The organism is Bradyrhizobium sp. USDA 4461, assembly GCF_054055655.1.
The window spans coordinates 7558826-7572163 of sequence record NZ_JBSRXM010000001.1; the positions used below are offsets into that span (position 1 = coordinate 7558826).

The window sequence follows — 13338 nt, forward strand, 5'->3', positions numbered from 1 at the left end:
CCATTCACGCGCAGGCCGAGATCACGTCACGCAACGTGTTCCTGGTGTCGGTGTCATCGGTCAGCGGAACCACGATCGTGGTCTCGCAGGCCTTTTCGAGGCTAATGCCGCATCCGATCAGGCGGCCGGCATTGACCAGCATCCGGGTCGAGGCGCCCTCGTCGAGGCCCTGGCCCTTCAGGTTTCGGCTGTGTTGGGCGATCTTCACCAGGAGATCGGCGAGATCAGGCTCGATGCCGGCCTCGCGCGCGACCACCTCGGTTTCGGCCGGCCGGTCGGGATAGCCGAAATCCAGCGCCGCAAAGCGCTGCTTGGTGGATTCCTTGAGGTCCTTGATCGCGCTCTGGTAACCCGGATTGTAGGAGATCACGAGCTGGAAGTCGGAATGGGCGTGGATCAGCTCGCCGCGCTTTTCCAGCGGCAGCACACGACGATCGTCGGTCAAAGGATGGATCACGACCGTGGTGTCCTGGCGCGCCTCGACGATCTCGTCGAGATAGCAGATCGCGCCGAGACGCACGGCCGTCGTCAGCGGCCCGTCGCTCCACACCGTACCCTGTGCATCGAGCAGCCAGCGGCCGACCAGATCAGCCGCCGTCATGTCCTCGTGACAGGCGACGGTGATGAGCGGCCGGCCGAGCCGCCAGGCCATGTATTCGATGAAGCGGGTCTTGCCGCAGCCGGTGGGGCCCTTCAGCATCACCGGCATGCGGCTCGCATAGGCTGCGCCGAACAATTCGACCTCATCCCTGAGCGGCCGGTAATACGGCTCCTCCCGGATGCGGTACTGGTCAAGCAGCAGTGCGGGATTGGACAAGCTCACGCCTCCCATGATCGCGCAGGCAGCCGTTCGCAATCGTTCGAGATCACGATGCGAGCAGTTCCTTGAGCTTGGCGTCGATGAAGGCGACGTCGACCGGATTGGTCCCCGGTCCTCCCGCGAAGTGGCCCCAGATCGACGGCACCGGCACGAACTCGGCATTCGGCATGTGCGCGACCTCGTTCTCGCTGTCTTCGGGCGGGAAGTAGAGATCGGTCCGGCCCGGCATGACATAGGTCTTGGCCTTGATCGCACCGAGCGCGGCCTTGAAACCACCCTTGTAGATCTCGTTGGCGCTGATGTCGCCGTTCTGCCATGTCCACAGCATGGTCAGCAGATTGTTGGGATCCTTCGGCAGGAAGAAGCCCTCCCAGAACGCCACCAGAAAATCCTCCAGCGACGAATAGCCCATGGTCTTGATGTCGAGCTGCTCGCGATAGAACGCTTGCGAAAAGCCCCAGCCGGCATAGACGCGCGCGGCGGCGCGCAGGCCGCGGGCCGGCTTGTCGGTGTACCAGCCCTCCTTCCAGGCAGCATCCGCCGTGAGTGCGGCCTTCACGCCTTCGAGGAACACGTAATTGTGGCGCGAGCATTTGGCCGAGCCGCAGAACGGGGCCAGGAGATCCATCATATCCGGATAGAGCGCACCCCAATGGAACGTCTGCAACGCGCCCATCGACCAGCCGGTCACCAGGCGGATGTGCTTGATGCCGAATTGCTCGGTCACCAGCCGGTGCTGGGCCCGCACATTGTCATAGGCGGTCACCTGCGGGAAGCGCGGTCCGTTATACGGCTCGGGCGTGTTGCTCGGCGACGACGACAGGCCATTGCCGAGCATGTTCGGAATGATGATGAAGTATTTTGCCGGATCGAGCGCCATACCCGCTCCGATCAGCCATTCGTTGTCGTAGTGCTGGCCGGAATACCAGGTCGGATAGACGATTACATTGTCCTTGGCCGCGTTGAGCTGGCCATAGGTCTTATAGGCGAGCTTGCAGTCGCGGATGGTCGCACCGCGCTGCAAGGCCAGATTGCCGAGATCATAGATCTGATAGTCGACGCTCATTGCTGTACCCTTCTTGCTTGATTGAGCTCGCGCTTACGCGGGACGCGCTACTTTTTCGGCCGACGCTTCCACCCGCGCGATCGCCCCGTACACGATGCCGGCGACCAGCGCGGCCGATATCGCAGTCGACAGCCCCGGCATCAGATTCTCAACCGCAAAGGCGCATAGCGAGCCGATGCCCCAGGCGATGAACGGCTTCGCCCGCCAGTCAACGTCGGCGCGCGCATCGGCACGCAACAGATATTGATCGACCAGGATGATCGCGCCGATCGGCGGCACAAGGATGCCGAGCAGCGACAACCACTGGATGAAGAACGCCCAGACGTTGCCGGCGGCAACCACGATGCCGATCGCACCGAGGATCACGGCCATCAGCCGCATGTTGGTGCCGAGGATCCGCGACCAGCCGGTGGCCGCATTGTACAGGCAGTGCGAGCACACCGAGCCGAGATTGGTGTAGAGGAAGATGAAGGCGAGAATGCTGAGCCAGGTGAGCTGCTTGCCGTTCATGAAGCCGAACATGTTGTCGACGCCGAATGGATTGGCGTTCGGCACCGCAAGCGCCGCCGTCATCACGCCGCCGACCAGCATCGCCACCAGATTGGCGAACGGGAACGCGCTGAAGGTCGCGAACAGCGACGCCCGCGGGCTCGGCGCCCAGCGGTTGAAGTCCGCGGTCACGGTTCCGGCATCGATGAACAGCGCCAGCACCACCGTGAGGCCGACGCCCATCGACATGCTGGCAACGCCGTTGTTGCCGGCATAGCCGAAAATCGCCGCTGCAGTCGTGGTCGAGGCCGCATCGGCCGCGACCCAGAGGCCGAGCACGACGAACAGCGGCACCGACGCCAGCCCGATATAATGTAGCCCCTTCACGCCGACGAAGGTGATGCCGATATAGAGCACGCCTGCGACGATGGTCATCGCCACATAGTTAAGGCCGTAGGTCGAGGAGATCAGCGCGCCGGTGATGCCGGTCTGCACCGCATACCAGCCGAGCAGCAGGGTCGACAGCAGGCCCGAGGCCAGCACATAGCCCTTTTTTCCGAACACGATGCTCGCGATCAGCGCGAAGTTCATGCCGCGCCGCGTGCCGATCAGGCCGAGCGCGCCGACATAGGCGAACATGATCAGATTGCCGATGATCATCGCCACCAGCGCATTCTTGAACCCCATGCCGAGCACCAGCAGCGATCCGGTCATCGCGCCGGTGATGATCATGGGAAAGCCCAGCCACACCATCGTGACCGAGAAGGCGCTGCGCCGGGCGCTGATCGGCACCGGCTCGTGCTCGAATTCATGGCCGAGAAGATCGTCGATTTGCTCCTCGGTCTGGTGAACCAGTCCGCTATTCGATTGACCGCTCATGATGTCGCCCCTGTTTGCCGGATGTGAAGATGCCCGCCATTGCCTCGAACATGCGCCGGCGCGATTGCTCGCGCCGCCGCCGATCGTCGATGTCGCCTAAAGCGCGATGAGATTTGGTTGAATTGTCATCGCGCTTTGGCTCCTTGTTTGAGCATGATCTTTCGGAAAACCGCTTCGCATTTTTCCGGATCATGCTTTAGCGATGCGCGACCTTCTGGTTCGGAATGCCCTCGATCGGACATTCGTCGGTTCCGACGCTCGGGCGCGTCATGGCCTCGACCATCTCCCGCGTCCCCTCGGGGTCCGTGATCCAGTTCTTGTAGAAGGTGTACGGGCACACCGCGTGGCCACGGTCGCCCTCGCCCGAGTTGATCAGGCCGGTGTAGCCGCGGTGCATCAGCTTGAAGAGATGGTTCTGCGACTGCATGTTGCGGCGGGCATCGCGGATCAGCGACACCGACAGCTGGGCGTACTGGATCCCGTTCTCCTCGGTGCCGCACTCGCCGAGCGTCCTTCCGTCGAAGCCGATCAGTGCGGAATGGCCGAAGTAGGAATAGACGCCGTCGAAGCCGGAAGCGTTGGCGACCGCGACGTAGCAGTTGTTGGCCCAGGCCATCGACTTCGAGATCTGGATCTGCTGTTCCTTGGCCGGATACATGTAGCCCTGGCAGCGCACGATCAGCTCGGCGCCGCGCATCGCGCAGTCGCGCCAGATCTCCGGATAATTGCCGTCATCGCAGATGATCAGGCTGATCTTCAGCCCTTTCGGACCTTCCGAGACGTAAGTACAATCGCCGGGATACCAGCCCTCGATCGGCACCCAGGGCATGATCTTGCGATACTTCTGCACGATCTCGCCCTTGTCGTTCATCAGAATCAGGGTGTTGTACGGCGCCTTGTTGGGATGCTCCTCATGGCGCTCGCCGGTCAGCGAGAACACGCCCCAGACCTTGGCCTTGCGGCAGGCGTCGGCGAAGATGCGGGTTTCCTCGCCCGGCACTGACGACGCGGTCTCGTACATCTCCTTGGAGTCGTACATGATGCCGTGGGTCGAGTATTCCGGGAAGATCACGAGATCCATGCCCGGCAGGCCGAGCTTCATGCCCTCGACCATCTTGGCGATGTTGCGCGCGTTTTCCAGGACCTCGGCCTTGGTGTGCAGGCGCGGCATCTTGTAATTGACCACGGCGACGCCGACCGTGTCCTTGCTGCTCGATATGTCTCCATGCAACATGTCTCGACTCCCTTTCGTGAACGATAATTCCCGCTACACGGCCATGTGCAGCTGGATCAGATCATCGGTGAGCTCACCGATCGCGCCCTTGGCGACGACGCGCCCCTTTTCGAGCAGCGCGAAGCGGTGAGACGCGCGCCGCGCGAACGCGACATTCTGTTCGACCAGCACGACCGTGATCCCGCGCTCGCGGTTGAGGCGCATGACCACGTCCTCGATCTGCTCGACGATGTTCGGCTGGATGCCCTCGGTCGGCTCGTCCAGCAGGATGACCTTGGGCTGGGCCAAAAGCGCGCGCGCGATCGCGAGCTGCTGCTGCTGGCCGCCGGAGAGATTGCCGCCGTAGCGGTTGAGGAAGTCTTTGAGCACCGGAAACAGCTCGAGCACCCACTCGTCGATGCCGTTGGCCGATTTCGCGGCGAAGGTCCCGAGCGTCAAATTCTCCCGCACGGTGAATTTCGGCAGGATGCCGCGGCCTTGCGGCACATAGGCGATGCCGGCCTTGGCGCGCTGATAGGTCCGCAGCGGCGAGATGTCGGCACCGTCGAGCGCCAGCCGTCCGGTGCAACGGTCCATCAGGCCGAGGATGCTGCGCATCAAGGTGGTCTTGCCGACCCCGTTGCGGCCGAGCACCGAGAGGAATTCGCCGCTGCCGACCGTCAGGTTGATGCCCTGCAAAGCACGGCTGTTGCCGTAGAACGCGTCGACGTCGGTCAGCTCAAGCATGGCTGATGCCTCCCGATCCCAAATAGGCGCGGCGGACTTCGGGATGCGTCTCGACTTCCGCCGCGGTGCCTTCGGCCAGCATCTGGCCCATATGCATCACCGAGATGATGTCGCCGATCGCCTTGACGAAGCCCATGTCGTGCTCGACCACGATCAGCGTGTGCCTGCCCTTCAGCCGGGCGAACAGTTCGGCGGTCTTACGGGTTTCCTGCGCCGTCATGCCCGCGGTCGGCTCGTCCATCAGGATCAGCTCGGCGTCCTGGGCGACCAGCATGCCGATCTCCAGCCACTGGGTCTGGCCGTGCGACAGGTAGGCGGCCGGCCGGTCGAGCTGCTCGGTGAGCCCGACCAGTTCGGCAAGGCGTTCGACATCCTCGCGAGCTGAGTTGCCGATGTTCCAGCGCAGATTGCCGAGCACCGAGGTGCGACGGGCCCGCGCCACCTCGAGATTCTCTGAGACCGACAGCTCGCGGAACACGCTCGGCACCTGGAACTTGCGGCCAACGCCGGCGCGGGCGATCTCGTATTCTTCGAGGTCCTGCAGCGCCGTGCCGTCGAAGTTGACGGTGCCGGCGCTCGGCTTGACCTTGCCGCAGATAATGTCGAGCGCGGTGGTCTTGCCGGCGCCATTCGGCCCGATCAGGCAGCGCAGCTCGCCTTTGCGCACACTCATGTTGAGCGAATTGAGCGCCTTGAAGCCGTTGAAGCTGACCGAGACGTCGCGGAGATCGAGATGCGAGCTCATGTGCTGCCCTCCGTCTGGCCGACGCCTTGTCCGGCACCTTGCGCGACGCCGCGGCCGGCGGCCTGACGCCGCCGCACGATCCAGCGCAAGGCAGCTTGCGCAAGGCCGGCGAGCCCTTTCGGCAGGAACAGCACCACGAGCACGAACAGCGCGCCCATCACCAGCGTCCAGGTTTCCAGGAACGCCGCGGATTCCGACAGCGCGCCCTGCATGCCCGCCACCAGCACCGCACCGAGGAACGCGCCAACCAGGCTCTGCCGGCCGCCGACCGCGCACCACACCACGACCGAAAGCGAAAGTTGCACACCGAGGAAGGTCGGCGAGGCAAACTCCATCACCACCGTGTAGAGCATGCCGGCGAGCCCCGCGATCGCCGCCGACAACGCGAACACGAAGATCTGGTAGAGCGCGACGTCGTAGCCGAAGTAGCGCACCCGGCTCTCATGGTCGCGGATCGCCTGCACGATCAGGCCGGCCTTGGACTTGGTGAAGGCGAACGCCACCAGCAGGCTGAGCAGGACGCAGCCGGCGACGAGATAATAGGTGGCGCGGCCATAGGCATCGAACGCGACGCCGAACAGCTCGAGCTGGGCGAGATCGGTGATGCCGTTGAAGCCGCCGGTGTAGCTCTGTTGGTCGATGATCACGAGATTGATCACCACCATGGTGGCGAGCGTGATGATCGAGACATAGACGCCGGTGACGCGTCCGCGGAACATGAACCAGCCGAGCGCCGCCGCAACCAGTGCCGGCACGATCAGGCCGGCCGCGATCGCAAAGGACAGCGAGCGGAACGGCTCCCAGAACCACGGCAGATGCGCGACATTGTTCCAGACCATGAAGTCCGGCAGCCCGCTGGCGCCGGTATGCACCGGCACGGTCTTGAGCTTCAGCGTCATCGCCATGGCGTAGGAGCCGAGCCCGAAGCTCATCGCCTGGCCGAGATTGAGGATGCCGCCGAAGCCCCAGGAGAGCCCGAGCGACACCGTGAGGATGCCAAGCACCAGATAGCGCGCGACCTTGTTGAGTAGGAAGTCGTTGTTGAGCAGCACCGGCAGCGCGAACACCACGGCGCAGACGATCAGCAGAGGTGCAAGCTGCGCGATCAGGCGCTGCAATCCGCTGGAGTGAGGAACATGCGACGGCATCGATCAGCGATCTGTCTTTCAGGCCCGCACGCGTGCGGTGAAAAGCCCTTCGGGGCGAAAACGGATGAGGACGACGATGGCGAGCAGTACGATCGCCTTGGCCACCGTGTCGTTCTGCAGGAAGGCGATGCCGCCGGAGAGTTCGCCGAGGATGAAGGCGCTCGCCACCGTCCCGGCAAGGCTCTGCACGCCGCCGAGCACCACCACCATGAAGGCATCGACCACGTAACCGGTGCCCATGTCGGGAGACACGCTCTTGAGCGGCGACACCAGCGCGCCAGCGAGTCCCGCAAGGCCCGCGCCATAGGCGAAGGTCAGTGCATAGACCCGCTTGGCGTTGATGCCGAAGGACGCTGCGACCGAACGGTCCTGGATGATGGCGCGCAGCTTCATCCCGACCGTGGTGCGGTTCATCAGCAACCAGGTCGCCCCGAACAGCGCGATCGACACCACGAACAGGAACACGCGATACGACGACACCGGGATGCCGAACACATCCATGCTGTCGGACAGCGCCGGCGGCAGCTGCACATAGCGCAACTCGCTGCCGACCATCAGCCGCACCGCCTGCTGCAGCATGATGCCGACGCCCCAGGTCGCGAGGATCGTATCCAGCGGCCGGTTATTGAGCAGGCTCAGGACGAAGCGTTCGATGACCCAGCCGAACGCGGCCACCACAAGGAAGATCGGCACCAGGCTCGCCAGCAGGCCGAGCCCGAGATAGGTGTGGAACACCCAGGCGGCGTAAGCGCCGAGCATCACGAACTCGCCATGGGCGAGATTGATGATGCCCATCGAGCCGTAGATGATCGACAGGCCCAGCGCGACCAGCAGCAGGATCGATCCGATGCTGAGGCCGGTGACGATTTGTTCGATGAATTGGTCCACGTCGGGATCCGCTTTTCGATGTTCGTGTTGTGCGCCCTGCCCTCGCACGATGCGTGCGAGGGGCATGCGTTGCGGGACGCCGGCCGCCGGCGCCGCACGCCGACGGCCATTGTCGCCCCCGTCGTCAGCTCTTCTCGACCAGGCCCTTCTCGGTGCAGGACTGCCCGGGATAGGCCGCATACGGCACCGGCTTCAGCCACTCCTTGGCCTCGACGAGAATCTCGAACTGGCCGTTCGACTTCGCCTGGGCGATCTTCGGCCACAGCCAGGTGTGCAGGTTCTCCGGCTCGATCTGGACCTTGCCCTGCGGCGCGATCATCGCCTCGCCCTTGACCGCATCGCGGATGTTCGGCGGCGTGAGGTCGCTGGTGGCGAGCTTCTCGACCGCCTGCTTGAACAGATAGGTCTGGAAGTAGCAGGCCTCCGAGACGAAATGCGTCACCTTGTCGGCGCCCCAACGCTTCTTGTAGGCCTCGACGAACTTCTCGTTCTCAGGGGACTTGTGCACCATGAAGTACGGCGCCGAGGTGAAGTGACCGGCGGCCGCCTCGCCGCCCATCGCCGCGACTTCGTTCTCCGACGTCGTCAGGCTCGCCATCGGCATCTTCTCGGGATCGAGCCCGGCCGCCTTGTACTGACGATGCAGCGCGACCACGGAATCGCCGACCACGGTGGAGAAGATCACGTTCGGCTGCGTCGAGCGGATCTTGTTGATGACGGACGAGAATTCGGAATGGCCGAGCGGCACATATTCCTCTGCCACGACCTCGCCGCCGAGTTTCTCGAGCAGCTTCTTGCAGTAGTTGTTCTCCTCCTTCGGATAGATGTAGTTGGAGCCGATCAGATAGAACTTCTTGCCGAATTTCTTGACCAGCCAGGGCACGAATTCGTCCTGCTGCTGGTTCGGCACCGCGCCGGTGTAGATCACGTTCTTGGAGCACTCGCGGCCCTCATAGAGCGTCGGATACCAATAGAGATTGTTCTGCCGCTCGAACACCGGCAGCACCGCCTTGCGGCTCGCCGAGGTATAGGAGCCGAACACGCTGACGCATTTGTCGCCGACGACGAGCTTGCGCGCCTTCTCCGAGAACGTCGCCGGGTCGGACGCGGGGTCCTCGACGATCGGCACGATCTTGCTGCCCTTGATGCCGCCGGCGGCATTGATCTCCTCGATCGCGAGCAGCGTCGCCTTGTTGAGCGATTCCTCGATGATCGCGGTCGTCCCGGTCAACGAGAACAGCACGCCGACCTTGATCTCGCCGCCCGCGGCGTAAGCAAGGTCGGCGTTCTTGATCCAGAGATGCGGCAGTCCGGCGCCGGCAAACGCGCCAAGCGCTGCGGTATTCCTCAGCAAAGTCCGCCGTGAAATGCTCATCCTTAGCTCCCTTTTCAGGACTGAAAAAACAAAAAGCCCTCCCGATGCGCGCTGACGCGAGCATTGGGAGGGCTTTGTTGCCGGTTGTGTCGAAGGCGGCGCTGTCGCCGCCGGCCCCGCTATTGGGGCTTACTGTTGATGATCGTAGCCAAGCAGTTCGAACGAGTCAACAATCGCCGCGGCGACTGCACTTGCCGACACGCGACGATCCATCGCCTGCCGCCTGATGAAGCCGTAAGCTTCGGTTTCCGGCATCTGCCGCGTCGCCATCAAAATCGCCTTGGCGCGCTCCACGGTGCGCATCGAGCGCAGATTGTCGTCGAGCTTCTCGATCTTGCTGCGCAACCGCCGCTCGTAACTGAATTGGCTGCGCGCCAGCACGAGGCTGGACAATACCGCATTCTGCGTGAACGGCCGCGGCAGCACGGCGTTGGGCGTCGCATGGCACAGCGCGTCGGCATGCACGGTCTCCGTCGCCGGCAGGATCACGACCAGTGCGGAGCGCGCATCGCCGGGGATCCACGGCAGACGCCGCGCCAGATCCGGCGAATATTCGCAATACACCACGTCGGCATCGGCCGGCACGCTCTCCGGCATCGGCCAGACCTGACGCACCCGCATCCGGAAGCGCTGCAATTCGCGCAGCAACATGCCGACCTGGTCGTCGACCGGCGCCACCACCACGGCCGACAGATCGGCGAGCTCCTGAACCATGGTCTTGCGTCCGCCGACGTCTCGGCTCAGCTGCGGCTTACGCGACATTTCGTTCATTGGACGCTTCCTGTTTGCGTTGCACGACCATATCCGATCAGGAACGGATCGGCGTGCACCGGCTCCTTCGACTGGCTGACGACATCGAACTGCCCCTGGCGATTGGCGCGCCCGATCCGGGTCCACAGATCAGTATGCCCCGACATCGGGTTGACTGTCACTGCACCTTGCGGCGCATCAAAGCTGGTGCCGAACACCATCGATCGCAGCACTTCGGTGTCGAGCGAGTTGACCTGCTCGAGCGCCTTGGCGAACAGATGCAGCTGGAAATAGGAGGCCTCGGCGCACATGTTGGTCGAGATATCGGAACCGAACCGCTTCTTGAAGCGCTGCACGAACGCGTTGTTGGCGCTGCCCTCGACGCCCTGGAAATATGATGCCGCCGTGACGTGTCCCTCGCCGACATCGAAACCCATGGCGGCGATTTCGGCTTCCGTCGTCGTCAGGCTCGCGATCGGGGTCTGCTTCGGATCCAGCCCGACATTCGCATAGGCCTGATAGAGAAACACCGTGCCTTCGCCGACAACGGTCGAGAAGATCACATCCGGCCTGACGCGCTTGATGTCCTGGATGATCGGCACAAAGTCCTGCCAGCGCGCAAAGACATTGACATAGCGCTCGCCAACGACCGAGCCGCCGTTGGACTTCAGCAGCTCCCGCATCACCCGGTTGGATTCGCGCGGAAAGATGTAGTCCGACCCCACGAAATAGAATCGCGTCCCGAACGTATCCATCAGATAGCGGCATAGTGCGAGGCTGTTCTGGTTCGGTGAGGAGCCGGTGTAGATGACGTTGGGCGACGCCTCGAACCCTTCATAGAGAGTCGGGTACCAAAGCAGGCCGTTCAGCCGCTCGACCACCGGCAGCACCGCCTTGCGGCTCGACGAGGTGTAGCAGCCGAAGATGGTACTGACCTGGTCCTCGACCATCAGCCGCTTGGCGTAGTGGCCATAGGCCGCCGAATCCGAACCGGGATCGTAGGCGACGGGAACCAGCTCGCGGCCGCAGATTCCGCCCGCTTCGTTCACTTCCTCGATTGCGAGTTGTGTGCCCTGATACTGGGTCTCCTCGATCACCGACATGAAGCCGGTTCGCGAGAACAGCACTCCTATCCGCCACGGAGCGGAGGTCGTTTGGGTAAGGTTCGACATGATCAGGCCCTCGACAGAATTGGAGGGACGAGAGGGATTATTATTCTTGTTGCTCTCGAACAGCATTGCCGGGAGCGAAAGATTGCATGTCGTCTGCCGCGAGACAAGGACCCTCGCCGCTCATCCTGTCAGCGCCGCTGACGCGAAAGCAGGCAGACGATAAATGTGTCGTCGCCGGCGGAGCACCGGTGCGGCGCCCTGCGGACTGCCTATCTCCGGTAGCTGCACCGGCGGTTTCCCGTCGCAAGACATGTCCGGCCGATCGCCTCACGTACATCAACCGGAAGGTTGAGAGCCGCAAACATATTGATCGCTAATTTGCGATGCCTCATTCGTACGGGCTCGCATCAGCGCAGGCTCGGCAGATCGAGCCCGTTGGCACGGGCGCAGCCGATCGCCGTCTCATAACCGGCGTCGGCATGCCGCATGACCCCTGTCGCGGGATCGTTCCACAGCACGCGCTCGAGCCGGCGCGCCGCGTCCGGAGTGCCGTCCGCGACGATCACCATGCCGGCATGCTGCGAATAGCCGATGCCGACGCCGCCGCCATGGTGCAGCGACACCCAGGTGGCGCCGCTCGCACAATTCAACAGTGCATTGAGCAGCGGCCAATCGGACACCGCATCCGAGCCGTCGCGCATTGCTTCGGTCTCGCGGTTCGGGCTCGCCACCGAGCCGCTATCGAGATGATCGCGGCCGATCACGATCGGCGCCTTGAGTTCACCCCGCGCCACCATCTCGTTGAAGGCAAGACCGAGGCGATGACGGTCGCCGAGCCCGACCCAGCAGATCCGCGCCGGCAGGCCCTGAAACTTGATGCGCGCCTTTGCCATGTCGAGCCAATTGTGCAGATGGCTATCGTTCGGCATCAGCTCCTTGACCTTGGCATCGGTCTTGAAGATGTCCTCGGGATCGCCCGACAGCGCCGCCCAGCGGAACGGACCGATGCCGCGGCAGAACAGCGGACGGATATAGGCCGGCACGAAACCCGGAAAATCGAACGCCTGCTTCAGGCCCATGTCCTTGGCCATCTGGCGGATGTTGTTGCCGTAGTCGAGCGTCGGGATTCCCTGGGCGTGGAAATCCAGCATCGCCTGGACGTGATCGACCATCGAGGTCTTGGCCGCTGTCTCGACCGCCTTCGGATCGGCGACGCGCCGCGCCTCCCACTCGCCGAGCGTCCATCCCTTCGGCAGATAGCCGTTGATCGGATCATGCGCGCTGGTCTGGTCGGTGACGATGTCAGGCCGCACGCCGCGGCGTACCAGCTCGGGAAAGATCTCGGCCGCATTGCCGAGCAGGCCGACCGACACCGGCTTGTGGCTCTTGGCCGCGTCGGCAATGATCGCCAGCGCTTCATCGAGGGTCGCCGCCTGGCGATCGAGGTATCCCGTGCGCAGCCGCATCTCGATGCGGCTCGGCTGGCATTCGACGGCGAGCATCGAGGCGCCGGCCATGGTCGCGGCCAGCGGCTGCGCGCCGCCCATTCCGCCGAGTCCCGCAGTCAAAATCCACTTGCCGGCGAGGCTGCCGCCGTAATGCCGGCGACCGACCTCGACGAACGTCTCGTAGGTCCCCTGCACTATCCCCTGGCTGCCGATATAGATCCACGACCCTGCCGTCATCTGGCCGAACATCATCAGGCCCTGGCGGTCGAGCTCATTGAAATGATCGAGCGTTGCCCAATGCGGCACCAGGTTCGAATTCGCGATCAGCACGCGCGGCGCATCGGCATGGGTGCGGAAAATGCCAACCGGCTTGCCGGACTGCACCAGCAGCGTCTGGTCACCTTCGAGCTTGCGCAAGGACGCGACGATCCGGTCAAAACTCTCCCAGTCGCGCGCCGCACGGCCGATGCCGCCATAGACCACGAGCTCGCTCGGGCGCTCGGCGACGTCGGGATCCAGATTGTTCATCAGCATGCGCAACGGCGCTTCGGTCAGCCAGCTCTTGGCGCTGATGTCGGTGCCGCGGGGAGCACGGATGATGCGTTCATTATCCAGTCGGCGGTTCATGACGGATGTCCCTGTCGGATAAGCAAGTCTT

General features: G+C 63.5%; 12 protein-coding genes. All 12 read right to left on the reverse strand.

Translation table 11 applies throughout. The annotated features are described in order from the left end of the window. Positions 1–4 precede the first annotated feature (4 nt). A complete protein-coding gene (locus ACVINW_RS35575; protein ID WP_456755599.1) occupies positions 5–817 on the reverse strand; it encodes an AAA family ATPase in 813 nt (270 codons plus the stop codon). A gap of 49 nt (positions 818–866) precedes the next feature. Further along, a complete protein-coding gene (locus ACVINW_RS35580; RefSeq protein ID WP_456755600.1) occupies positions 867–1886 on the reverse strand; it encodes an alpha/beta fold hydrolase in 1020 nt (339 codons plus the stop codon). Positions 1887–1919: 33 nt separating this feature from the next. Continuing rightward, positions 1920–3254, reverse strand: a complete 1335-nt coding sequence (locus ACVINW_RS35585; protein WP_456755601.1) for a purine-cytosine permease family protein — start codon at positions 3252–3254, stop codon at positions 1920–1922. A 196-nt stretch (positions 3255–3450) separates the two neighbouring features. Continuing rightward, a complete protein-coding gene (locus ACVINW_RS35590) occupies positions 3451–4488 on the reverse strand; it encodes an aliphatic amidase (RefSeq protein ID WP_024579758.1) in 1038 nt (345 codons plus the stop codon). 33 nt (positions 4489–4521) lie between these two features. Continuing rightward, entirely contained in the window at positions 4522–5214 is a 693-nt protein-coding gene (gene urtE, locus ACVINW_RS35595; RefSeq protein ID WP_456755602.1) for an urea ABC transporter ATP-binding subunit UrtE, read from the reverse strand. Then, entirely contained in the window at positions 5207–5959 is a 753-nt protein-coding gene (gene urtD / locus ACVINW_RS35600) for an urea ABC transporter ATP-binding protein UrtD (protein WP_456755603.1), read from the reverse strand. The genes urtE and urtD overlap by 8 nt, the downstream gene beginning before the upstream one ends. Next, complete coding sequence (gene urtC, locus ACVINW_RS35605; RefSeq protein WP_456755604.1) at positions 5956–7107, reverse strand: urea ABC transporter permease subunit UrtC; 1152 nt, start codon at positions 7105–7107, stop codon at positions 5956–5958. Before urtC ends, urtD begins: the two co-directional genes overlap by 4 nt. Before the next feature lie 18 nt (positions 7108–7125). Beyond that, positions 7126–7995 carry an urea ABC transporter permease subunit UrtB gene (gene urtB, locus ACVINW_RS35610; RefSeq protein ID WP_212023066.1) on the reverse strand — a complete coding sequence of 290 codons (870 nt, stop codon included), beginning with the start codon at positions 7993–7995 and terminating at the stop codon, positions 7126–7128. A gap of 124 nt (positions 7996–8119) precedes the next feature. Next, complete coding sequence (locus tag ACVINW_RS35615) at positions 8120–9370, reverse strand: transporter substrate-binding domain-containing protein (RefSeq protein ID WP_456755605.1); 1251 nt, start codon at positions 9368–9370, stop codon at positions 8120–8122. 129 nt (positions 9371–9499) lie between these two features. Continuing rightward, a complete protein-coding gene (locus ACVINW_RS35620; RefSeq protein ID WP_244064222.1) occupies positions 9500–10141 on the reverse strand; it encodes an ANTAR domain-containing response regulator in 642 nt (213 codons plus the stop codon). Beyond that, on the reverse strand, positions 10138–11358 hold the full coding sequence (locus ACVINW_RS35625; RefSeq protein ID WP_456755606.1) for a transporter substrate-binding domain-containing protein: 1221 nt from the start codon (positions 11356–11358) through the stop codon (positions 10138–10140). Before ACVINW_RS35625 ends, ACVINW_RS35620 begins: the two co-directional genes overlap by 4 nt. A 281-nt stretch (positions 11359–11639) precedes the next feature. Further along, positions 11640–13307, reverse strand: a complete 1668-nt coding sequence (gene hutU / locus ACVINW_RS35630) for a urocanate hydratase (protein WP_456755607.1) — start codon at positions 13305–13307, stop codon at positions 11640–11642. Between the last annotated feature and the right edge of the window lie 31 nt (positions 13308–13338).